A 23,025-nucleotide genomic window follows, 5' to 3' on the forward strand; every position below is an offset into this window, starting at 1 on the left:
CTGATTCATAGCAGATAAGTTTAGCCCCGATAGCAGTGGAAATCCTGTCATTGCGAGGAACGAAGCAAACAAATCGTAAGATTGCTTCGTTCCTCGCAAAGACAGAATGTAACGAATAGCGGGAAATATCTTCAAAAAAAAAAGCGTCTCCAATGTGAAACGCCAATTCATGTTTTATTAAATAATTTATTCTAATTCGAATGTTAATTTTAGATTTACTCTAAATTCCATTACTTTCCCGTCAACTACTTTTGCACTTTGGTCTTGAACGTATACAGAACGAATGTGTTTTACCGATTTTGATGCTTTTTCAACTGCTTTTCTAGTGGCATCTTCCCATGAAGTTTCTGAACTTGACAATACTTCGATTACTTTTAATACTCCCATAATTTATAGTTTTTTAGTTAATTAATCTACTAATTTATGAATTTTTGGGCACATTTCAAAATTTAAGCATTTATAGCTTCTACTTTTAATTCTGGTTCGTTCAACATATCTTTTAGCATGCTTTCAATTCCATTTTTAAGCGTAAATGTTGACGATGGACAACCACTGCAAGCACCTTGCAAAATCACTTTTACTTGTTTACTTTCCTCAGAATAGGAGTCGAATAAAATATTTCCACCATCGGCAGCGACTGCTGGCTTGATATATTCTTCAATAATATTAATGATTTTTTGAGAGGTTGTATCGAGATTTTCAAAATTGGCAATTTGCTGTTTTTCTTGTTTGGAAGTGGCTACAACTTTGGTTTCATCGACTACAATATGTCCGTTTTCAATAAACTCTTTGATAAAAGTTCGAATTTCTGTCGTGATTTCTTGCCATTCGGCCACCGCGTATTTGGTTACAGAAATATAATTTTCATCAATAAAAACTTCTTTTACAAAAGGAAAATTGAATAATTCTTTTGCCAAAGGCGACGCTTGTGTTTCGTCTATATTTTTACATTCCACAATAGTTTTAGTCAGCATTTTGCTGGCTACAAATTTCATAACCGATGGATTTGGCGTACTTTCAGCATATACAGATATGGGCGATTTTTTTGGCTTTTCGGTTTGTTTGACTACTTCGCCACCACTGTTTACATATTCCTCCATTTGTTCTGCTACGGCATGCTTTACATCTTCCCATTCTACAATATTGTATTTTTCTATCGCAATGAAGTTTCCAGAAATATAGACTGTTTTAACGAAAGGTAAGTAAAATAGTTGTTGAGCCAATGGTGATTCCGTTGCTTCGTCTATATTTTTATATTCAAAACTTTGGTTTGGTGTAATAAAATAAGAAAATTCAAATTTTAATATGCTAGGATTGGACGTATCTTTTATCGTAATAAGTTTCATTTTGTCGATTTTTTACAAAATTAACAAACAATAATTATATGTTACAGTATATTTGATAAAATAAAGATTTTTTTAACTTTTTATATTCAGGCAATCTATAATTAAAACTGTTAATTGTGTTTTATAATTCAAAAATTATATCTTTGAATTGTATTGATGTTTAAATATTATTGCTTTTATAAGAAAGTAATACACTGAAAAGATAATATAAAATGAATTTTAAAAAAATACTATTAGGAATTGCATTTATAATTATACAATTCTCCTATTCTCAGGAAGGAATTGCTGTGTATTCGGATTACTTGTCGGATAATTATTATTTATTGCATCCATCGATGGCTGGAGCGTCAAATTGTTCAAAAATAAGATTGACCGCACGCCAACAATGGTTTGGTCAAGATGATGCACCGTCTTTACAAACCATAAGTTTTAATAGCGCTTTGGGACAAGAAAGAAAATCTGGGGTTGGAGTTATTCTTTTTAATGACAAAAATGGTTATCATTCTCAAAAAGGAGCAAAATTAAGCTATGCACAACACATACGCTTTTCAAGAACCACTACAGATTTGAATCAACTTTCGTTTGGTGTGAATGTAGGATTGGTTCAAAATTTATTGGATGAAACTAGCTTTGACAGAAATGATTTTGATCCAATTATAGCAGGAATTTTGCAGAGAGCCTCTTACTTTAATATCGATTTTGGAATGTCTTACAATGTTTCTGATATATATTTTCATGCTACTGTTAAAAACGCTATTTTTCAAAGTAGAAAAATTTATACCGAAGTAGAATCAGATAATTTAAGAAAGTATCTTTTGAGTGGTGGGTACATTTTTGGCAATTCTAGAAAAATATTGTGGGAACCTTCCGTTTTGTTTCAGTTGACAGAAAGAACGAAAGAAAAATCTATAGATGTAAATTTGAAAGCATATAAATCTGTTGACTTTGGAAAAATTTGGGCTGGATTATCATATAGAAGTAGTTTCGATGGAGCTCAGTATGTGGATGGCACAGAGATCAAAGACCAAAGATTACAATCTATAACGCCGATAATTGGTGTCAATTATAAAAAATTTATGTTTGCCTACACGTATTCAAATATTGTAGGAGACTTGAAATTTGATAATGGCGGTTATCATCAAATTACATTAGGATTTGATTTTGGTTGTCAAAAAGAAAAATATGATTGCAACTGTCCAGCGGTAAATTAAAAATTAATAAATTTGAATTTGTCCCGATTATTTCGGGACTATTTTTTATATTCTAGCTATGGTTATTAAAGAAGTAAATGGTAAGTCTCCACAAATTCCACAAGATTGTTATGTAGCAGAAAATGCTACCATTGTTGGTGATGTTTCTTTTGGTTCCAATTGTAGTGTCTGGTTTAATGCTGTAGTTCGAGGCGATGTGCATTTTATAAAAATTGGCAATAAAGTCAACATTCAAGATGGTGCGATTATACATTGTACGTATCAAAAACATCCTACTATTATTGGAAACAATGTTTCTATTGGACATCGAGCCATAGTGCATGGTTGTACTGTGCACGACAATGTTTTGATAGGAATGGGCGCTATTATCATGGACAACTGCGTCATAGAAAGCAACTCAATTATTGCTGCTGGTGCTGTTGTAACTCAAAATACTGTTGTAGAATCTGGAACAATTTATGCTGGTGTTCCTGCCAAAAAAGTGAAAGATATAGACCAAAGTGATTTTGCTGGCGAAATAGAACGTATATCAAATAATTATGTAATGTATTCTGGTTGGTTTAAGGAATAAATAAAATTCAAAACTCCCGTCCAAAAACATTTTCTTCAAATCCCAAAATATTTTTTAAAACGGTTAGATTTCCATTGGTATAAAAAATTTGAGTACTTTTTCCATGGCTATTATTAAGCAAATTATTGTTTTCTAAAATGGATTTGGTTTGTTTTGCAACTGCTTCACCAGAATCGATAATTTTAATATTTTCTGGAATAATTTTTTGAATAGCAGGAATCAAATAAGGATAATGACTGCATCCTAAAACCAAATAATCAATATCGGCTTCTATCATTGGTTTAAGATAGGAAGTAAGTAATTGGGTCATTTCTTGAGATTCAATTTGCCCATTTTCAATGAGTTCTACCAATCCGTAGCCCACTTGTTCCATAATATTTACACTAGCAAAACTTTCAACTTGGCGGTTAAATAGTTCACTGTTCAGTGTGCCTTTCGTAGCCAAAATTCCTATAGTTTGGGTTTCCGTTCTATTGGCAGCGGTTTTTATGGCAGGTTCAATTCCAATAATTGGAACAGTGTATTTTGCTCGCAATTCTTTTATGGCATTTGTGGTTGCAGTATTGCAAGCTACTACAATAATTTTGCAATTCTGTTCCAAAAGAAAATCTACATTTTTATAACATAATGCTACTATTTCTTCTTTAGTTCGCAAACCATAAGGCGCATTTTTGCTATCTGCCAAGTAAATGGTGTTTTCATTTGGAAGTAATTCATTTATGGCTTTCCAAATTGAAGTGCCACCAATTCCAGAATCAAATAATCCTATTGCATTTACATTTCCCATCATACAAATGTAAAAAAAAACTGTGCTATTTTGTAGCACAGTTTTTCAATTTTGTTTAAAAAATATTAGAAACCTAATTCTTTTTTTACGTCTACCATTAAGTCTTGACCATCAGCAAGGATTAAACTAGCAGAATCCATCACATATTGATATCCTTTTGCTTTACCTACTTTTTGGATGGCAGCTTTAGCTTTGTCCATGATTGGTTTTACTATTTCAACTTCTTTTTCTTGCAATTGTTTTGTTGCTCCGTCTCTAAATTGTTGAATACGTTGTCCCATATCTTGCATTTCTTTGGCACGGGTTTCGTTGATTGCTGGTGTAGATTTTTCAGCTTCTCCTTCGTATTTTTTCATTTTGGTCTGGTATTCAGTTACCATTGTAGAATACTCGGTGTCTAAAGTTTTGCTTAACTTGTCTAACTGTGCTTTTGCAGATGTCATTTCTGGCATTTTTGACAATAAATCGTTAACATCAATGTGAGCTGTTTTTGTTTGCGCTGACATTTCGTTTGCTGCTAAAAACATAACTGCTGCAATAAGTAAAGTTTTAATCTGTTTCATCTTCTTTTGTATTAGTGTATTAATTAAATTTAAGGTTTTTGTTGTTCTTTTTGTTTTAACTTTTCTGCCCTTTTGGCTTCTTGATCTTCTAGTAATTTTTTTCTACGCTCTTCAAATTCTTTTTTCTTCTGCGCTACAGCTTCTTTTTTATCTTGAAGATTTTTTTTATTATTTTCAATTAATAATAATCTTTCTTTTTCTTTTACTGATTTCAGCGAATCTGTTGCTACTTTTCTTGGATCAACTAGTTTATCATTTACAACATTTGTAGTTGTTGTTTTCGTAGAATCAATAGTTGTGCCATTTTTTTTGGCTTGTGCTTCTTCAATTAGTTTTTTTCGTTTTTCCTCAAAATCTTTTTTCTTTTGAGCTACCAATTCTTTTCTGTCTTCTATTGCTTTTCTAGCTAGAGCTTTCTTTTCATCCAATAGTTTTTTTCTATCTGCTAAAACTGGATTTTCATCTACAACATCTTCTTTGGCTTCTTTTTCTTCCAAAGCTTTGAGTTGTTTTTTACTCATTTCTTCTTTTTTGCCTGCTCTGGTTATAGTTCTAACAACTTGATCGCTTATATCATATCTTTTTGCTGAAAACAACATGGTCAAATCTGATGATTTATCAAAAATGAAATCATATTTTTTGGCATCGGCAATATCTTGAACCGCATTGAAAACCTGATCTTGAATTGGTTTTATTATGGATGATTTTTGAACCATCAAATCGCCATTTGGTCCAAAACGTTTTTGTTGATAATCCAATAATTCACTTTCAAGAAACTTTATTTCTTCGTCGCGCTCATCAACAAGTTCTTTGGTTAATAAAGCCTTTTCGATTTTCAGACCATCTTTTAACTTTATAATTTCATTTTTTTTAACTTCAATATCTTGCTTCCATTTCTGGGCTTTTTGTTCTAATTGAACAGATGCTTCTCTGTAATCTGGTACATTTTCAAGGATATAATCCATATCAATATATCCTATTTTGACACCTTTGGCTTGTGCATTGCCTTGAAATATAGCTGCAAAAAATATTATACTTAAAAAAAACTTTTTCATAAACTTGAAGTGTTAAGTTCAACTATCGTGCCAAATATAATTAAAATTGTTGACCTATTATAAAATGTGTTTCCCATCCATTTTTAACTGTCGACCCAGGAACTGCATCAAAGCCATGACCAAAATCTATACCTAGTAATCCAAATGCTGGCATAAATACTCTTAATCCAACTCCGGCTGATCTTTTTATAGTAAACGGATTATAGCTTTTAAAATTGTCAAACGAAGCACCACCCTCTAGAAATGTTAATGCATAAATGGACGCGGCTTGTTTCAATGTTATTGGATAACGCAATTCTAATGAGAATTTATTATAAATTGGATCACCATCACGACCGTTCAATGACAAACTTCCATTTGGATATCCTCTCAACTGTATAACTTCACTACTATTTAAGTTGTTTGCTGCTAAGCCATCGCCCCCGAGCAAAAATCTTTCAAAAGGAATAACGCCTCTGTCTTTGTTGTAAGCGCCAAGGTATCCGAATTCTCCCTGTGTTCTCAATACTAATTTTCCAACTATACTGGTAAACCATTCTGCTTTAAACTTAATTTTATAGTATTCCAACCAATTGAATTTCTTTTGGTCTACTTTGCCTCTGTCTGCTGATGCTTCAGAAAAAGTATCAACAGCTTCATATATTCTTGATCCTGTAGCAGTTTCTCTAATATAATCGCCTACTCTTACAACTTTTCCATCTGCACGTGGTTGTGTGAACAATCCAGATTCTGCTGTATATTTTAATTTGTATTGTTCCAAATTATCTAGATTTCCATAATTTATACCGTTTATTGCTGAATATGGAGCAGTGAATTTTCCAGAAACACTAAATTCTGAACCATAGGTTGGAAATATTGGATTCACCCCTTTATTATTTCTGGACAAACCAATCGTGTAGGCTAAATTTCTTGAAGTTCCATCGCCAAAAGTAAATAATCCAATATTGTAGTTATTTAAATCGTAATGTTGGTAGCTCAAAGAGTGTGACAAAACAAAAAAGTCATCTGGTTTTTGTAATCTTTTTGCCAAACCTACAGATACTGAAAAGATATTGAAATTTCTATCTTTATCAATTTGACCCGTTTGGAAATTGTTTGAAAATTGTTTGCTATATGATATAGAACTTGAAAATTGTATTGGTTTTTTTCCGCCAAACCATGGTTCAGAAAATGAAAAACTATAAGTCTGAAAATAGGTACTGGCTTGCAAACGCAACGCTAATTTTTGTCCATCGCCAGTTGGCAAAGGTCTGTACGCTTCTTTTTTGAAAATGTTGGCTACAGAAAAATTATTAAACGAAAGTCCCAAAGTTCCAATAAAACCGCCGCCTCCATAACCACCTTGCAATTCAATTTGGCTGGCGCCTTTTTCAACAAGATTGTATTCTATATCTACAGTTCCAGCTGCTGGATCTACATTTTTAAACTTTGGATCTATAGCTTCTGGATCAAAAAATCCTAGTTGACCAATTTCACGAACTGTTCTAATTAGTGTTTCTTTGCTATATACATCGCCTGGTTTGGTTCTAAGCTCTCGGTAAATTACTTTGTCATTGGTTTTGTCGTTTCCAACTACTGTAATGTTGTTAAAATAAGCCAATGGGCCTTCAATGACACGAATTTCCATGTCGATGGTGTCGTTTGCTGTACCAACTTCTACTGGATTTATATTAGAAAATAAATATCCGTTATTTTGATATAAATTGGTTAAATCATCGCCATCAGGTTTTGATTTATCGGCTATTCTTTCTTCAAGAAGTTTACCGTTGTAAACATCACCTTTTTTAATGCTTAATAACTGACCCAATTGTTGGTCTGTATAAATTGTATTACCTAAAAATTTGATATCTCCAAAGTAATATTTATTTCCTTCTTCGATATTTAAGGTTATAGAAATATCGTTGCTATCTTTATTAATTTTCACAGAGTCTGAAACTACTCTTGCATCGCGGTATCCTTTTTCTTTGTATTTGTCAACAATTAAAGCCAAATCTTCTTTGTATTTGTCTTTAATATATTTAGATCCTTTCCAAACACGAATTGGATTTTTTTGTTTTGTGTTTTTCATTGCTTTTCGAACTTTGCTGTCTGAAAGCTGTGTATTCCCGTTGACTAAAATTTCTTTTACTTTTACTTTTCTACCTTTATCAATATTAATTACCATATTTACGTGGTTTATTGTAGCAGTATCTTCAACTGTATTTATGGTTACTTTTGTATTGTAAAAACCATCTTTTTTGTATTTATTTTCTATGTAATATTTTGTAGTTGTAATTAAGTTTTCATTGACAATTTTTTCGGGTTTTAAATCATTGTCCTTTATTAAAGCTTCTGTTTTACCTTTTTTAATACCAATAAATTTTACTTCTTTCAATTTTGGAAGTTCATTGATGTTTAATTCTAATGAAATGCTATCGCCTTCAATTTTATCAACATAAAAATTGACATCATTAAAAATACCAAGTTTCCATAGTTTTTTGATGGCATTTGTAATTTCTTCTCCAGGAACGGTGACGCTTTGCCCAGTTTGAAGACCTGTAAAGGTAACTACGGTTTGTTCATTATAAGTAATTTTGCCAGTTACGCTTATTTTTTTAAGTATATAAACTTTACCTTGGTCAAACGGAACTCTATCTTGCGCTTGCAATGTGCTTCCTAAAAATAAAAATAACAACACTAATTTAATGTTGCTAGGGATATTAAATAAATTATTTAATCTGTTCACTTGTTTTTCCAAATCTACGTTCTCTTTTTTGATAGCTAATGATTGCTTCATATAAATGTTCTTCACTAAAGTCTGGCCACAATACATCAATAAAATAAAATTCTGCGTAAGCTATTTGCCAAAGCAGAAAATTACTAATGCGGTGTTCACCACTTGTTCTTATTACTAAATCTACATCTGGTAAATTATGCGTGTAAAGATGCTTATTTAATATTGATTCATCAATAGAATCTATTGAAATTATATTATTTTTAACTTTAGTTGCTATATTTTTAACAGCATTTATGATTTCCTCTCTTGATCCATAGCTTAAAGCCAAAGTCAGAGTCATTCTTGTATTATTTTTGGTTTTTTCGATTACTTCCAGCAACTCTTTTTGAGCAGATTTAGGCAATTTTTCGAGGTTACCAATGGTGTTTAACTTTATATTATTTATTACTAATGTTTCTAATTCCTTTTTTAAAGAACTAATTAATAGTTTCATTAATGTATTGACTTCTAGTTTTGGTCTGTTCCAATTTTCTGTTGAAAATGCATAAAGTGTCAAGTTTTCAATGCCTAATTTGGCACAGTTTTCGACAGTAGTTTTTACAGATTTTGTTCCGTTTTCATGACCAAAAGCCCTCATCATTCCTTGTTGTTTAGCCCAACGACCATTTCCATCCATAATAATGGCAAGATGTTTGGGTAAATTTTCGATGTTAATTGAAGATAATAAGCTCATTGTAAATTATTCTACGCAATAACAGGGCTTTTCGCCAAATGTGTAGGTTAATGTTGCGCCAGTAAAAACGTACCAGTCTCTACTATTTGTATTGCCAAATTTAAAAGGCGCTAAGTTAGTGTTTTTTGGAAAACTACCATCAATATCGTCACTAAATGTGTAGCGTGCTCCTGTTTCCAGTCCTAATACAAAATTTTGAGAAATTCTCATTTTATAACCTGCAATTATTGGAATGGCTACTGCACCTGTCCGCAAGCGTTTCGCATATTTGTTATTTGCAACATACAAATCATCCGACCAAAAATAATTAATCCCTGTTGTTATATAAGGAGTAGCTACAAATCCGCTTTCATGCAAATTAAAATCGAAAAAATTAAATTCAAATCCTGCCGAAAGCTCTGTAACGGCGTTTGAAAAATTATAATTTCTTAATTTTCTTGATTCGATATCAGATTTGGCATCTCTTGCTTTAAGTTTGGAGTACATAGCAGAAAAACGCCAAGAATATCTTGGATTTTTATTCCATTTATATAATATTCCAATAGCCGGTTGCTTTGGAAAGATATAAGTTGTTGGCCCTACATCGCCAATAAAATTGCTTCCTCCAGCAAAAATTCCAATTTCATGAATTTGTGCTTGTGCAAATTGAAATAAAAACAAAAAGACAGAAATGTGAGTTAATTTTTTCATTATTTTTTTATTGGGTGCAAATATACTAATTCTGAACACTTAACAAAGTGAAAATTTGATTCTCGAAAAAAAATATTATAATGGGCTTCGATTATCAAACGAAAAATAAAGCTTTGTAGTATTTAAATATAATTAATTTCGCTTGTCTTCGCCCCAAAGCAGTTTATTTCGAAGGGTTTTTAAAAAAGTTTCTTCTGGAATTTCGACCATATTTATTTTAAAAGGCGTTTTTTTGATTGTTAAAATCGATTCGTTTTTTACAGATGCAATTCTTGAATCGAGTGATACTAAATAATTTTCTTCTCTACCTGAAACTTTCAGTCTTACTTCAGTATTATCCGGAATTACGAGCGGACGTGCATTTAAATTGTGTGGCGCAATTGGCGTTATTACCAAACTATTTGCGTCTGGCGTTAAAATTGGACCACCACAACTCATTGAATATCCTGTGGATCCTGTTGGTGTTGAAATGATAAGTCCATCTGCCCAATAGGAATTTAAATATTCTCCGTTCAAATAGGTTTCGATGGTAATCATAGAAGTAGTGTCTTTTCTACTTACTGTAACTTCATTCATGGCAAAATTAAGATCTTTGATTTCTTTTATTTTTGGGCTACAACTCAAGCTTAACAAACTACGTTTCGAAACTGTATATTTTTTATCAAGCACCAATTGCAAAAAAATTTCAATATTTTCTTGTTGAACGGTTGCTAGAAACCCTAGCCTTCCAGAATTGATTCCTAATATTGGAATACCTGAGTTTCGAACTAGTGTTGCTGCTTTTAGAAAAGTTCCATCGCCTCCCACACTAATCATCATATCGAAAGTTTTATTTAAATCTTTATAAGAACTAAATTTGTTGTAGTTGTTTTGGATGAGTTTATTTTCTAGTAAAATGGATAAAAAATTTTCTTCCACAACAACCTCAACATGATTACTATTTAAAAAATGAAATAATCGCTCAATAATTGGCGAAGTTGAATTTTGATAAAACTGCCCGAAAATAGCTATTTTCATATTTATAGTCTGGTTATTTGTATATTTGGTTATTTGGTTATTTGTACATTAGTTTATCAAATTCACAAATAACCAAATAGTCAGATAAACAATTTTATATATTAAGGTATCTATCCAAATATTCTGAACGTTCTTTTAAATTGTTTAAAAAGCCATCATCCTGATGTTCAGAAATAATATCATATTCATAGCGTCGGAATGTCTGGATAATTTCATTCATCACACCTGCCGCAATTTTCAATGTTATTTGAACTGTACTATTCGTTGTGTCTGAAATAAACAATCCCAAAAGCTTACCATTGTTGCCTTCAATAATTTGCGAAATCTGGCTAAAAGAATATTCATTTGTACTTTTTTCGACCACAATAATATTTCCAGGTTCTTTCAAAAAGCTGGTTTCATTAAAAATTCTAATGACATCTGCAATTTCATAATAACCTAGGTACGAATTGTTTTCGTCCAAAACTGGCATTATGGTAGTTTGATTTTGGGCGAAATTTTCTAAAACATCCAACCATGCATCTTTCTTATGTGTAAAAAAAGATTCAAAAGTATATTTGTAATCCAGAATTTTTTTATTGGAATCGAATGTTTCCACATCTTCGCCAGATAAATTCCCCACAAAAACACCTTCTTCCGTGATTGGAAAATGAGAAAATGAAACATCGACAAAAAAATCTTGTGCCACAGCAACATTATCCAGAATGTCTAGCGGCTTATAATCGTTATTTATATAGTCTGATAAAATATTCATATGATTAAATTATACTGCAAAATAATTAAAAAATAAGATACATTGCTTATTTTACTTTGTATTTTTGTAAAAAAGAAACCAAATTAAGTTCAAAATGGCTCAAAACCAATGCAAGTTAAGTGTAAATATTAACAAAATTGCCACATTAAGAAATTCTCGTGGCGGAAATGTTCCCGATTTATTAAAAGTAGCTGCCGATATTCAAAAATTTGGCGCGCAAGGAATCACCATACATCCGCGCCCAGATGAAAGACACATTCGCTATCAAGATGCTCGCGATTTAAAATCCGTTGTATATACTGAATTTAATATAGAAGGCAATCCGAAGGAAAAAGCATTTATTGATTTGGTTTTAGAAACTAAACCGACACAAGTAACATTAGTGCCAGATGAAAATGACAATTTAACCTCAAATGCTGGTTGGGACACACTAAAAAATAAAGATTTTTTAACTGAAGTAATTCAGGAATTTCAGAGAAATAACATCCGAGTTTCAGTATTTGTAGATCCAATTCTAGAAATGATTGAAGGTGCGAAAATAATAGCAACAGATAGAATTGAATTGTATACTGAAACTTTTGCGCACCAATATGGTTTAGGAAACAAAAATGCTATTTTGCCATATACAAATGCTGCTATTTTAGCTAACCAATTAGGAATCGGAGTAAATGCAGGTCATGATTTGAGTTTGGATAATATTCAGTTTTTCAACCAAAATATTCCAAATTTATTGGAAGTTTCGATTGGACACGCACTTATTTCTGAATCGTTATATTTAGGATTGGACAATGTGGTTAATATGTATTTGCAAAAATTAAAGTAAACTACTTTTTTAGATTTGAATAGTTTGGTTTTGCTGACAAAAATTATGCTATGTAAAAACACATAATTCAACACAAATTTCACAAATTTTCACAAATTATTTCGAAAAAATTTGTGAAATTTGTGTTGAAATTTTAAAAAGCTAATATGTATACCTTTAAGCTCATTTGATACCAATAAAAAGAAATTTCAGAATACAATTACTTACGTTTTATAAATAATTTAATTTGTGAAAATTTGTGAAATTTGTGTTGAAAATAAATTGTGCTAATTCGTATCGAAAAATAAAATATGTTATACTCAAAAATAGAAGGTCAAGGTCAATCACTTTTAATTCTCCATGGATTTTTAGGAATGTCCGACAATTGGAAAACCCTTTCAGCGCAATACGCAACGAAAGGTTTTCAAGTACATACGCTCGATTTGCGAAACCATGGCAAAAGTTTCCATTCTGACGATTTTAGTTACGAAATTTTGGTGCAAGATGTCGTTGACTATTGCCAGTTTCATCAATTAAAATCTATTGATATTATAGGGCATTCCATGGGTGGCAAAGTAGTCATGCTTTTGGCTACAAAATATCCAGAGTTGATTCGTAAATTAATTGTTGCCGATATCGGACCTAAGTTTTATCCGCAACACCATCAAACCATTTTGAAAGCTTTAAATGCTGTCGATTTTTCAAAAAAACCCTCACGAGCCGATGTTGAAAATATTGTTTCAGAATATATTTCAGATTTTGGAACCAGACAATTTTTACTTAAAAATTTGTATTGGAAAGAACCAGGACAATTGGCTTTTCGATTTAATTTAAAGGTTTTTAATGAAAAAATTGATAAAATAGGTGAAGCATTGCCGCTTAATAATCATTTTGAAAAAAATACCTTATTTTTACGTGGCGAAAAATCAGATTATATATTAGACTCCGATTTTGAAGCCATAATGCATCATTTCCCAAAAGCTGAAATAGCTACAATTGCAAATGCTGGTCATTGGCTTCATGCCGAAAATCCAACCGCTTTTTTTGAAAAAACAATAGCATTTTTAAAACAATAACTTAAAATTTTGAACATTATGAAATTATTAATAAGATTATTAATTACTACAATCATTGTTGTCATACTATCCTATTTTATGGGTGGCGTTATAGTTGATAATATTACAACAGCTATAAAGGTTGCTGTTATTTTAGGATTATTAAATACTTTTTTAAAGCCAGTTTTAGTGTTTTTTACTTTTCCAATTACAGTTTTTACACTGGGTTTATTCTTATTGGTTATCAATGCAGCCATGGTTTTGTTGTGCGATAAATGGCTGGATGGTTTCACCATAAGTTCATTTTGGACAGCCTTATTATTTAGTATTTTATTGTCGCTTTCACAATCTGTATTGTACAGTTTAATAAAAGACGATAAATAAAATTCAATACGTTAAAAAGTTGTTTGGGTTGCTAAAATTTTATAATTTTGCAACCCAATTTTATTATGTAAATTTAAGCTGAAATGGATATTAGAAGAATAGCAATAAACAATGTAACGGAAATTATAGAAATATCAATTTTTCAAACAGACTACAAAGGTCAAGTAGCAAAACGCATCAACGAAAAAATGCCTTTGGCAACCGTAAAAGGTTTCCGTAAAGGCGCTGTGCCAAAAGATTTGGTCGAAAAACAATATGGTCGCGGAATCAAACAAGAGGAAGTTAAAAAAGTAGTAGATTTAGCTTTAGAGCGTTTTATCCAAACAGAAAGATTAAACCTTCTTGGAACGCCACTTGCTGTAGAAAAAGAAATTTTTAATTGGGAAATGGAAGAACTTACATTTCAATTCGAAATTGGTTTGGCTCCAAATTTTGAGCTGGATTTAGACGCTCCAACCAATGTAGTAAAATATATTGTTACTGCCGATGATAAAATGATCGATGGTCAAATAACCAGAATTCAAAAACAATTTGGAACACCAGTTTCACAAGAAATTGTTGCTGAAAATTCAGATGTAAAAGGAACTTTTTCAAACCAAGAGAAAGGAATTGACAATCAAATCACCATCACACTAGATATATTCAAAGAAAAAGCAACTGCCCAAAAATTCATTGGCAAAAAAGTTGGCGATGTGGTAACAGTAAATACAAAAGGTCTTTTTGAAGACGATCATCAACTGATGGATTTCTTAAAAGTAAACCATGATGATGTTCACGGTCTTGAGGTCGATGTAGATTTCACCATCGAAAGCATCAATGAAACAAAACCTGCAGAATTGAATCAAGAATTATTCGACAAACTTTTTGGAGAAGGAAATGTAGCTTCGTTATCCGAATTGAAATCAAAAATAAAAGAAGATGCAGAAGCTCAATTTGCTGAACAAGCAGAGCAAAAATTAATGGATGACGTGATAAACGCCTTAATCGAAAATACAAAATTCGATTTGCCAGATGCATTTTTAAAAAAATGGTTGCAAACGGTTGGCGAAAAAAAATTATCTCCAGCAGAAGCAGAAGCAGAATATGCAAAATCCGAAAAAGGATTGCGTTTTCAAATGATTGAAGGTCGAGCCTTGGCTCAAAGCGATATAAAAATTAATTTCGAAGATTTAAAATCATTTACAACTCGCTCGATTCGTCAGCAAATGGCACAATTTGGTCAGGCAAATCCAACTCCCGAAGAAGTAGAAGGTATTGTGGCACGTGTTTTGTCAAACCAAGAAGAAGTAAAAAGATTGTCGCAAGAAGTCATGAAGGACAAGGTTTTCGAGTTAATCAAACAAAAAGCAAACCCAACTACAAAAGAAGTTACCTATGACCAATTTGTAGCCGCAATGTATGGCGAATAATTTCTGAATATTTTTAGTATCTTTGATATAAGAATTTTTATTTGAAGCCAATCCAGCTATTCGTTTCAAGTTTTATGGTTTACTCCTTTTTTTGTAAGCACAAAAAAGTCCCGATAGCTATCGGGATTGGTCGCTTTTTTTAAGCTACAAAAAATAGTCTTAAACCACAAAAAGCTTTTCACTGCTATCTGGGCTAAAATACGCATAGATTAAAATTTTTATTTATTAGTAAATCTGATATCTTAAATCTGATATCTTAAATCTTAAATCTACAATGAACTACGGTAAAGAATTTAAAAAATTTGCAACAAAACACCAAGGTGTAAATGCAATGTATTACGATAAAATTGTAGGCGCTATGACACCTACAAATATGACACCTTATATTATAGAAGAGCGCCAGTTGAATGTATCTCAACTAGATGTTTTTTCAAGATTAATGATGGACAGGATTATATTTCTTGGCACAGGAATCGACGATCAAATAGCCAATATTGTGCAAGCACAATTGTTGTTTCTAGAAAGTGCAGATGCTTCAAAAGACATTCAAATTTACCTAAACTCGCCAGGCGGAAGCGTTTATGCAGGATTGGGAATTTATGATACCATGCAATACATCAAACCAGATGTTGCTACAATTTGTACAGGAATGGCCGCATCAATGGGTGCTGTTTTATTGTGCGCTGGAGCAGCTGGAAAACGTTCGGCTTTACCACATTCAAGAGTCATGATTCACCAACCATCTGGTGGCGCGCAAGGTGTTGCCACAGATATGGAAATCAACTTACGTGAAATGCTAAAACTGAAAGATGAACTATATAAAATAATATCCCAACATTCAGGGCAAACTTTCGACAGAGTTCACAAAGATTCAGAACGTGATTATTGGATGATTGCAGACGAAGCCAAGGAATACGGAATGATTGATGAAGTTTTGAGAAGAAGTTAAAAAAAAGTTTCAAAGCATCAAAGTTGCAAAGTATTATAACTTTGCAACTTTGCAACTTTGCAACTTTGTTACTTAAAAAATAATGGCAAAAGAAATATTAGAATGCTCTTTCTGCGGAAGAAAAAAATCCGAAACCAATTTACTTATTGCAGGTATCAATACTCATATTTGTGATAAATGTATTGAGCAAGCCCATGGCATTGTAGTTGAAGAATTGAAAACAAATGGCAAACCAAAAGTTGCCACCGATTTGGTTTTACAAAAACCAAAACAAATTCGTGCTTTCTTAGATCAATATGTTATTGGTCAAGACCAAACCAAAAAGGTAATGTCTGTGGCAGTTTACAACCACTACAAACGTTTGATGCAACAGCAAACCAATGATGATGTAGAAATTGAAAAAAGCAACATTATCATGGTAGGTCAAACGGGAACTGGAAAAACACTGGTTGCCAAAACCATTGCCAGAATGCTCGATGTACCATTGGCTATTGTCGATGCTACTGTTTTAACGGAAGCTGGCTATGTAGGAGAAGATGTGGAGAGCATTTTAACACGTTTGCTACAAGCAGCCGATTACGATTTAACAAAAGCAGAAAGAGGAATTGTTTTCATTGATGAAATTGACAAGATTGCGCGTAAAAGTGACAATCCATCTATCACTAGAGATGTTTCTGGGGAAGGTGTGCAACAAGCTTTGCTTAAATTGTTGGAAGGAACGGTTGTGAACGTGCCACCAAAAGGAGGTCGCAAACATCCAGATCAAAAATTTGTAGAGGTAAACACCAAAGATATTTTGTTTATTGCTGGTGGTGCTTTCGATGGTATTGAACGAATTATTTCCAAAAGATTGAATCGTCAAGCTATGGGCTACAGTACTTCCAGAAATGTCGACAATATTGACAAAGAAAATTTATTACAATATATTATTCCAAAAGATGTGAAAGATTTTGGATTAATTCCAGAAATTATTGGTCGATTGCCAGTACTTACTCATATGGATCCATTGGATAGAGATACGCTTCGTTCTATTTTAACAGAACCTAAAAATGCGCTTATCAAACAATATCAGAAGTTATTTCTAATGGATGATGTAGTTTTTACGATTGACAACAAAGCATTGGATTATATAGTTGACAAAGCATTGGAATACAAACTTGGAGCCAGAGGATTACGATCGTTGTGCGAAGCCATTTTGACCGATGCCATGTACGATTTGCCAAGTTCTGATGAAAAAGAATTGCACATTGATGAAGATTATGTGCAAGAAGCATTGACAAAAAATTTATTGAAACGATTGGAAATTGCTTCTTAAAAATAGAAAATCCCGATTTTAAAATCGGGATTTTTTTATTATTATATTTTTACAGCCAATTATATACTATGCTGTCACACTGAGCTTGTCGAAGTGCTGTATTCGATTAAAAAATTGACTTTCTATTTAAAAAAAACTAATGAAACCAAAATGTCAGGCTGAACTTACCTTGAGCTGATGAAAGAAGAAAATACCAATTATAAGGCACTTCGACAAGCTCAGTGTGACAATATCTTAATAATTTAACTATATAAAAATTGCCAACTAAAGATTCATTTAATCAATTGTGAACAATTGGCAATAGGAGTTCTCCAATAATACTCTATTATCTCATATTATAAAAGTTATGAAAGAAACAAAAGGTTTGAATCATAGCCCCGATTGCAACGAAAATCCTGTTATTGCGAGTCACGGGCGCCATCTTATTATGTGATTGCTTCGTGCCTCGCAATGACAGATTGCAGTGGAAAGCGGGAATACTGTTGAAAGGAAACGTAAATGTTGTGCTCCAAATAAAAATCAAACTTCGTTCATTACTTCATCATTCCGCCGCCACTTTTTACTTTTTCAACATCAATTTTGGTGTTTTCCTTTTCAAGTTTTAAATTCCCAAAATTATAAGTTAGAGATATTCTAAAATTTCTGGAATCGCGTTTTTGAAAAAATCTAGTATCTAAATTGTCTCCAGAAATAAGCGCATTGATTTCATTTGCGTTAAAAACATCAAAAGCATGTAAACCAACTTTTAGTTTTTTGTTCATAAAATCTCTATTGAACGAAATGTCAAATTGCTGGATTGGTTTTTCGATTCCATAAATTTCCCATGTTCCCTTTGGCAATATAAAATAGGTCATCGTATTGGTGATATTCCATGGCAATATAAATTGAGATTGCGCACTATAATTGGTTATGGCTTTGTTTCCATAAGGCAAAACAAAACCTTCAATATTAGATTTTACATAGTTGATATTCAGGAATATATAGTTCATTTTATCGATAGTATTCATCCTTTTTTGAAACTCAACTTTCCCTTTAAAAAAATAATCTAAAGGAACTGGAAATGAGAAAAAAGCGCTAAATGTTTTTATTTTATCAAAAGCTTGTGTCGTTTGATTGCTCACAAGTTCATTTGGGTTTGCGTTGAAAATAAAACGGGTATCATCCTTGCCTACTGTATAATTGGCACCCAATTGTACAAAATCTAGAGCCGAAATTTTGAATTCATAATTATCAAAATAGGTGGGTTTGAGTTCAATATTTCCGGTAGATGCGTTGTATTGATTCACATTGGTACGATTGTTTGGATCGATAGAATTGTAGTTTGGCTGTTCAATTTTTTTTGAATATGATGCACTAACATTTACTTTTTCGACCAATTCATAAAGCGCACTTATATTCGGGAAAAAATTGGTATTGTTGTATTTGATATTGCTAGTTTGAGTAACTGAATTTTCTATCTGCGTAGCATTTCTATTGACTCTAAAATCCTCAAAACGAAGACCGGCCGTAAAATTGAATTTTTTTATTTTTTTACGAAGTTCTGCGTAGAAAGCCAAATTATTTTCGGAGTAATCAAATTTTGTGAAATTGTTGGGTGAAATATCCGAGATATACAGACCATTGTTATCCACTTTCAACGTATTGTATTTTCCTCCTGTACTCAAAGACAAATCTAATTTTTTGAACGGAATGGCGAAATCATATTTTAAATAAGTATTGAGCAGAGCGAAATCGATATTGCTATTGTTGAATGTATTTCCAGTTCCAGAGGATATATTTTTGGGATTTCTTTCAAAAATATTGGTAAAAGCAACCACATCCAGTGTTTTACCCAATGTGTCTAATTTGGTTTTGTACTGTAAGCTTATCTCGTTGTTGGTGCTTTTTGTTTTTGATATTCCAGAAGTAAAATAATTACTTATATCTCCGCCAATTTTAGAATTGTAAATGCTTCTATCATTTTCGGCATTTAAATTGTAATTGAACAACAAATTTGAAATCTTACTGAGTTTGAAATTGGTTCCTACTCTAAAATATAAATTCCTATTGGTATCCGTATTAAAATTTTCTTGGTTTAAAGATTTCTGCGGATTAAATGAAGTAAAAGTTTGATTATTTATTGACTTTTCTTCGCTATCAATATAATTGTAGCCCAACATGGTTTGCCAGGAAAAGCTATTTTCTTTTCCGTTAAGCAATATTTGCGGACTAGGTTTTTGATATTTATTGAAATTATAATTAATGTTGGCACTTGCATTAATTCCTTTTAATCGTTTTGAACTTGTTATAATATTAATAACTGAACCGCTCGCATTGGCATCAAAGGCGGCGCCAGGATTGTAAATAAGCTCTACTTTTTCTATAGCATTTGCAGGCAAACTTGACAAGTAATTTTCCAAATCTGTGCCACTCAATGTGCTCGGTGCGCCATCAATAAAAATCGTTACGCCTTTTCCGTTCAAAGATAAACTTCCAGTTGGAGAGGAAATAATTCCTGGCAATTTTTTGACAGCTTCATAAGCATTTCCAGTACTAAGCATTGGATTGTCTTTTATGTTTACGGTGGTTTTATCGCTGTCTACTTTTATAAATTGTTTTCTGTTGCCATATACTGCCACTTCTTGTAGTTCGTTTGTTTTCTCTTTTTTTGGAATAGAGTCTAATTTTTCCTTTTCTTGTGCAGTTGATAAAACTGACACAAAAACCATAATGGTTAAAATAATTGATTTCATACTAATTAATTTGATGATTGATTATTTGTAAGACAAAAAAGAATAAAAAATGTTACAAAAAAATTAAAAAAAAATCCTGTCTCATTCGAAAATGAAACAGGATTTTTCAATAAAATGAATTAATATTAACCCAATTGAGCGATTATTTTATTGTAAATTCCACTCTTCGCTCTGCAATATATTGATCTTCTGTACAATTTGATTTACAGTCAAATAAAGGTTTGCTTTCTCCATATCCTTTTCCTTCAACACGGTCTTTGTCAATACCTCTTTTTATTAAATATTGTGTGGCTTCAAAAGCTCTTTTTTCTGATAATATTAAATTATATTTATCGGAACCTCTTGCATCAGTGTACGCGTTTATTGTAATTTTCATTTCTGGTCTGGCCACCAAAACATCATAGATTTTATTAAGAGACAAAGTCGATTCTTTTTTCAAAGATGCTTTGTTGTAGTCAAAATAAATATTTTCTATTATTAAAGCGGTTTCAGTTATTACAGCTTTTTTCTGAATCATTTCCAATACAACCGCCGCATTTGAGGCAGAAGAAATTTCTGGCAATTTGAAATCCAAATAACCATCTTTATTGGCCACAATTGAATAGCTTTCCAAAGGATTCACATCAAAACTAAATGATCCGTTTTCTTTTGTAGTTTGAACCGCAACCTTTTTGTCGTATTCATCCAATAAGTTAACTGTCGTATTTGGCAACAAAATTTTGCTGTTTTTTTCTGTAGCTGTTCCTTTTATAATTGATGGTGCTTTTTGAACATCAAACCTAAAAATATCAAAAGAACCTAGTGTTCCAGCTCTATTTGAGGTTACGTATCCTTTGGTTTTTGAAGCCAAAATATACGATATATCATCAGCTTCAGAATTGATGGTTTTACCTAAATTCAATGGGTTCGAGTAGCCATATCTTTTAATTTTTGTTACAAAAAGATCCAATCCACCAAAACCACTGTGCCCGTTTGAAGAAAAATAAATTTCATTGGTTGGCGATATGTATGGGAATTTTTCATCGTTTAAAGTATTGATGTTGATGCCCAAATTTTTTGGATTCACAGGCATTCCATCCTTATCTATTTCTGCAACATATATATCATAACCGCCGTAGCCTCCTGGCATGTTTGATGAAAAATACATTTTTGTTCCGTCTGATGAAATCGTTGGATTTTCTATTGAATATGTTGCATCATTAAAACTAGCTGGCAATTCTTCTATCCATTTGCATTTACACTCTTCATCAAATTTTGATTTGTATAATTGGTAATTTTTTGAATTAGTATCGGTACTTTTTGTATAATAAATTTTCTTTTGATCTGGTGAAAAAGTCAAACCACCTTCATTACCTTTAGAATCTAAAATAGAAGCAAAAAAGTACGGTTTAGATAAATTTCCATTTTTATCCATATTAACACAATACAAACTGTTGTAAGGATTATTCGTGTTTTCATCTTTACCACCACCAATAGCACCAGTTCTTCTGGAAGAATACATAATATATTTATCCATAAAAAAAGCAGAACCTACGTCAGATAGTCTGCTGTTTATACCCGTAGGAACTATTGTATATATATCGTTTGAAATAGCAAAATTTAAATCACGTCTGGAAGTTGTAGACTCATCACTATTTATAAAAGAATCTTGAGCTACAGTTGCCAAATTGATGAAGCAAAATATTGAAGTCAAAAACAAATTCTTAGTAATTTTATACATTTCTTTAATTTTATGTGATTTCTGAAACGTAAAACTATGATTTACAATGTATTTTAACTAAAAATTCTGATGAATAGCAAGAAAACTCGTTGAGTAGCGTTTTTTTAATAAAATTGAATACTTTATCAATGATTTTAACGATGATTATGGAAAAACCGTAATAGAAAATTTCTATTATATCACAATAAGTTTAAATTTGATTGTTATTTTGCAAACTAAGTAATTGCTCTAAATAATCTCTACTGTTTGACAATCTTGGAATTTTATGCTGCCCACCCAACTTGTCTTCTTTTTTTAACCAATCGTAAAACAAATTTTTTCGAGCCACATTTATACTTAATGAATTAAGTGTCATATTATTGTATCTTTTTGCCTCATAATCGGAATTTAGCATTTGGATATTATCATCAAGAATTTTTGTAAATGCATCTATATTTTCTGGATCCTTTCTAAACTCTATAATCCATTCGTGAGCCCCTTTTTCTTTACCTTCCATAAATACTGGCGCGACAGTATAATCAACGACTTCAGTTTGTGTAAAATGGCAGGCTTTGGCAATAGCCATATCGGTATTTTCAACCATCAGTTCTTCTCCAAATACATTAATGTGGTGTTTTGTCCTGCCTGTAACGCGAATTCTGTATGGATTTATAGATGTAAAACGTACTGTATCGCCAATTAAATAACGCCATAATCCAGAATTTGTGGTTATCACTATGGCATAATTTTTATTCAATTGAACATCAGAAAGTCGAATGGCTTTTTCATTATTGGTGCCAAAAACATCCATAGGAATAAATTCGTAAAAAATTCCGTAGTCGAGCATCAACAATAAATCATTAGAATTATTCAAATCTTGAATGGCAAAAAAACCTTCAGACGCATTGTAAATTTCATAATATTTAAAATCTGAATTTGGTAATATTTTTTTGTATTGTTCCCTGTAAGGATCAAAACTTACACCACCATGAAAATAAACTTCAAGATTTGGCCAAACTTCAAATAAACTTTTACTTTGAGTTTCGTCCAATATTTTGTTCAAAAGCACCAACATCCATGACGGAACACCAGCAAAACTTGTTACATTTTCAACTTTGGTTTCATTGACTATGGCGAGAATTTTGGTTTCCCATTCGCTCATTAACGATGTTTTGTTGCTTGGTGTACTGCTAAATTCTGCCCAAAAAGGCAAATTATCAATCAATATGGCAGACAA

21 protein-coding genes are annotated in these 23,025 nt (G+C 31.9%); 8 read left to right on the top strand and 13 right to left on the bottom strand.

Going from position 1 to position 23,025, the window contains the following annotated elements:
* Positions 1-186 precede the first annotated feature (186 nt).
* Both RMN92_RS13975 and RMN92_RS13980 read right to left on the bottom strand, forming a co-directional pair.
* Complete coding sequence (locus tag RMN92_RS13975; RefSeq protein ID WP_309610056.1) at positions 187-387, bottom strand: dodecin family protein; 201 nt, start codon at positions 385-387, stop codon at positions 187-189.
* Between the two features lie 62 nt (positions 388-449).
* On the bottom strand, positions 450-1,346 hold the full coding sequence (locus RMN92_RS13980) for a NifU N-terminal domain-containing protein (protein WP_309610057.1): 897 nt from the start codon (positions 1,344-1,346) through the stop codon (positions 450-452).
* Positions 1,347-1,558: 212 nt separating this feature from the next.
* Here RMN92_RS13980 and RMN92_RS13985 point away from each other — a divergent pair, with 212 nt between their 5' ends.
* Both RMN92_RS13985 and RMN92_RS13990 read left to right on the top strand, forming a co-directional pair.
* On the top strand, positions 1,559-2,557 hold the full coding sequence (locus tag RMN92_RS13985; protein ID WP_309610058.1) for a type IX secretion system membrane protein PorP/SprF: 999 nt from the start codon (positions 1,559-1,561) through the stop codon (positions 2,555-2,557).
* A 58-nt stretch (positions 2,558-2,615) separates the two neighbouring features.
* Positions 2,616-3,128 carry a gamma carbonic anhydrase family protein gene (locus tag RMN92_RS13990; protein ID WP_309610059.1) on the top strand — a complete coding sequence of 171 codons (513 nt, stop codon included), beginning with the start codon at positions 2,616-2,618 and terminating at the stop codon, positions 3,126-3,128.
* A 7-nt stretch (positions 3,129-3,135) separates the two neighbouring features.
* On the opposite strand, the gene murI is transcribed toward RMN92_RS13990, so the two are convergent.
* The 8 genes from murI to RMN92_RS14030 form a co-directional block, all read right to left on the bottom strand.
* Positions 3,136-3,915, bottom strand: coding sequence for a glutamate racemase (murI, locus tag RMN92_RS13995; RefSeq protein WP_309610076.1), 780 nt, complete (start codon positions 3,913-3,915; stop codon positions 3,136-3,138).
* Positions 3,916-3,980: 65 nt separating this feature from the next.
* Positions 3,981-4,478 (bottom strand): OmpH family outer membrane protein, encoded by a 498-nt coding sequence (locus RMN92_RS14000; protein ID WP_309610060.1) that lies wholly within the window; start codon positions 4,476-4,478, stop codon positions 3,981-3,983.
* Between the two features lie 29 nt (positions 4,479-4,507).
* Entirely contained in the window at positions 4,508-5,533 is a 1,026-nt protein-coding gene (locus tag RMN92_RS14005) for an OmpH family outer membrane protein (protein WP_309610061.1), read from the bottom strand.
* 40 nt (positions 5,534-5,573) lie between these two features.
* Positions 5,574-8,309, bottom strand: coding sequence for an outer membrane protein assembly factor BamA (gene bamA, locus RMN92_RS14010; protein WP_309610062.1), 2,736 nt, complete (start codon positions 8,307-8,309; stop codon positions 5,574-5,576).
* A complete protein-coding gene (locus RMN92_RS14015; RefSeq protein WP_309610063.1) occupies positions 8,242-8,982 on the bottom strand; it encodes an isoprenyl transferase in 741 nt (246 codons plus the stop codon). Before RMN92_RS14015 ends, bamA begins: the two co-directional genes overlap by 68 nt.
* Before the next feature lie 6 nt (positions 8,983-8,988).
* A complete protein-coding gene (locus RMN92_RS14020) occupies positions 8,989-9,672 on the bottom strand; it encodes a DUF6089 family protein (protein ID WP_309610064.1) in 684 nt (227 codons plus the stop codon).
* Positions 9,673-9,804: 132 nt separating this feature from the next.
* Entirely contained in the window at positions 9,805-10,689 is an 885-nt protein-coding gene (locus RMN92_RS14025) for an NAD kinase (RefSeq protein WP_309610065.1), read from the bottom strand.
* Between the two features lie 94 nt (positions 10,690-10,783).
* The gene (locus RMN92_RS14030) at positions 10,784-11,443 is read right to left on the bottom strand and encodes an acetoin utilization protein acuB (protein WP_309610066.1); all 660 of its coding nucleotides are present in this window, start codon (positions 11,441-11,443) and stop codon (positions 10,784-10,786) included.
* Between the two features lie 94 nt (positions 11,444-11,537).
* On the opposite strand from RMN92_RS14030, the gene RMN92_RS14035 reads away from it, so the two are divergent.
* From RMN92_RS14035 to clpX, 6 genes are all read left to right on the top strand, one after another.
* The gene (locus RMN92_RS14035) at positions 11,538-12,266 is read left to right on the top strand and encodes a pyridoxine 5'-phosphate synthase (RefSeq protein ID WP_309610067.1); all 729 of its coding nucleotides are present in this window, start codon (positions 11,538-11,540) and stop codon (positions 12,264-12,266) included.
* Positions 12,267-12,556: 290 nt separating this feature from the next.
* The gene (locus RMN92_RS14040; RefSeq protein ID WP_309610068.1) at positions 12,557-13,321 is read left to right on the top strand and encodes an alpha/beta fold hydrolase; all 765 of its coding nucleotides are present in this window, start codon (positions 12,557-12,559) and stop codon (positions 13,319-13,321) included.
* An 18-nt stretch (positions 13,322-13,339) separates the two neighbouring features.
* Positions 13,340-13,684 (top strand): phage holin family protein, encoded by a 345-nt coding sequence (locus RMN92_RS14045; RefSeq protein ID WP_309610069.1) that lies wholly within the window; start codon positions 13,340-13,342, stop codon positions 13,682-13,684.
* Between the two features lie 83 nt (positions 13,685-13,767).
* A complete protein-coding gene (locus RMN92_RS14050; protein ID WP_309610070.1) occupies positions 13,768-15,093 on the top strand; it encodes a trigger factor in 1,326 nt (441 codons plus the stop codon).
* A gap of 274 nt (positions 15,094-15,367) precedes the next feature.
* Positions 15,368-16,042 (top strand): ATP-dependent Clp endopeptidase proteolytic subunit ClpP, encoded by a 675-nt coding sequence (clpP, locus tag RMN92_RS14055; protein ID WP_309610071.1) that lies wholly within the window; start codon positions 15,368-15,370, stop codon positions 16,040-16,042.
* A gap of 82 nt (positions 16,043-16,124) precedes the next feature.
* On the top strand, positions 16,125-17,357 hold the full coding sequence (clpX, locus tag RMN92_RS14060) for an ATP-dependent Clp protease ATP-binding subunit ClpX (RefSeq protein WP_309610072.1): 1,233 nt from the start codon (positions 16,125-16,127) through the stop codon (positions 17,355-17,357).
* A gap of 533 nt (positions 17,358-17,890) precedes the next feature.
* On the opposite strand, the gene RMN92_RS14065 is transcribed toward clpX, so the two are convergent.
* The 3 genes from RMN92_RS14065 to RMN92_RS14075 all read right to left on the bottom strand — a co-directional run.
* Positions 17,891-20,089: an outer membrane beta-barrel family protein gene (locus RMN92_RS14065; protein ID WP_309610073.1), complete on the bottom strand. Its 2,199-nt coding sequence runs from the start codon at positions 20,087-20,089 to the stop codon at positions 17,891-17,893.
* Positions 20,090-20,231: 142 nt separating this feature from the next.
* The gene (locus tag RMN92_RS14070; protein ID WP_309610074.1) at positions 20,232-21,809 is read right to left on the bottom strand and encodes an OmpA family protein; all 1,578 of its coding nucleotides are present in this window, start codon (positions 21,807-21,809) and stop codon (positions 20,232-20,234) included.
* Between the two features lie 190 nt (positions 21,810-21,999).
* A partial coding sequence (locus RMN92_RS14075) for a GH3 auxin-responsive promoter family protein (protein ID WP_309610075.1) occupies positions 22,000-23,025 on the bottom strand: 1,026 nt, incomplete at its 5' end.

The sequence above is a fragment of the Flavobacterium sp. genome (genome assembly GCF_031363805.1).
Taxonomy (GTDB): domain Bacteria; phylum Bacteroidota; class Bacteroidia; order Flavobacteriales; family Flavobacteriaceae; genus Flavobacterium.

Excerpts from the sequence above, each read along its gene's own strand:
- bamA (WP_309610062.1), bottom strand. The coding sequence starts at position 8,309 with ATGAAGCAATCATTAGCTATCAAAAAAGAGAACGTAGATTTGGAAAAA.
- RMN92_RS13975 (WP_309610056.1), bottom strand. The coding sequence starts at position 387 with ATGGGAGTATTAAAAGTAATCGAAGTATTGTCAAGTTCAGAAACTTCA.
- RMN92_RS14040 (WP_309610068.1), top strand. The coding sequence starts at position 12,557 with ATGTTATACTCAAAAATAGAAGGTCAAGGTCAATCACTTTTAATTCTC.
- clpX (WP_309610072.1), top strand. The coding sequence starts at position 16,125 with ATGGCAAAAGAAATATTAGAATGCTCTTTCTGCGGAAGAAAAAAATCC.
- RMN92_RS14025 (WP_309610065.1), bottom strand. The coding sequence starts at position 10,689 with ATGAAAATAGCTATTTTCGGGCAGTTTTATCAAAATTCAACTTCGCCA.
- RMN92_RS14045 (WP_309610069.1), top strand. The coding sequence starts at position 13,340 with ATGAAATTATTAATAAGATTATTAATTACTACAATCATTGTTGTCATA.
- RMN92_RS14070 (WP_309610074.1), bottom strand. The coding sequence starts at position 21,809 with ATGTATAAAATTACTAAGAATTTGTTTTTGACTTCAATATTTTGCTTC.
- clpP (WP_309610071.1), top strand. The coding sequence starts at position 15,368 with ATGAACTACGGTAAAGAATTTAAAAAATTTGCAACAAAACACCAAGGT.
- RMN92_RS14035 (WP_309610067.1), top strand. The coding sequence starts at position 11,538 with ATGGCTCAAAACCAATGCAAGTTAAGTGTAAATATTAACAAAATTGCC.
- RMN92_RS13985 (WP_309610058.1), top strand. The coding sequence starts at position 1,559 with ATGAATTTTAAAAAAATACTATTAGGAATTGCATTTATAATTATACAA.
- RMN92_RS14050 (WP_309610070.1), top strand. The coding sequence starts at position 13,768 with ATGGATATTAGAAGAATAGCAATAAACAATGTAACGGAAATTATAGAA.
- RMN92_RS14015 (WP_309610063.1), bottom strand. The coding sequence starts at position 8,982 with ATGAGCTTATTATCTTCAATTAACATCGAAAATTTACCCAAACATCTT.
- RMN92_RS14065 (WP_309610073.1), bottom strand. The coding sequence starts at position 20,089 with ATGAAATCAATTATTTTAACCATTATGGTTTTTGTGTCAGTTTTATCA.
- RMN92_RS14030 (WP_309610066.1), bottom strand. The coding sequence starts at position 11,443 with ATGAATATTTTATCAGACTATATAAATAACGATTATAAGCCGCTAGAC.
- murI (WP_309610076.1), bottom strand. The coding sequence starts at position 3,915 with ATGGGAAATGTAAATGCAATAGGATTATTTGATTCTGGAATTGGTGGC.
- RMN92_RS14005 (WP_309610061.1), bottom strand. The coding sequence starts at position 5,533 with ATGAAAAAGTTTTTTTTAAGTATAATATTTTTTGCAGCTATATTTCAA.
- RMN92_RS14000 (WP_309610060.1), bottom strand. The coding sequence starts at position 4,478 with ATGAAACAGATTAAAACTTTACTTATTGCAGCAGTTATGTTTTTAGCA.
- RMN92_RS13990 (WP_309610059.1), top strand. The coding sequence starts at position 2,616 with ATGGTTATTAAAGAAGTAAATGGTAAGTCTCCACAAATTCCACAAGAT.
- RMN92_RS13980 (WP_309610057.1), bottom strand. The coding sequence starts at position 1,346 with ATGAAACTTATTACGATAAAAGATACGTCCAATCCTAGCATATTAAAA.
- RMN92_RS14020 (WP_309610064.1), bottom strand. The coding sequence starts at position 9,672 with ATGAAAAAATTAACTCACATTTCTGTCTTTTTGTTTTTATTTCAATTT.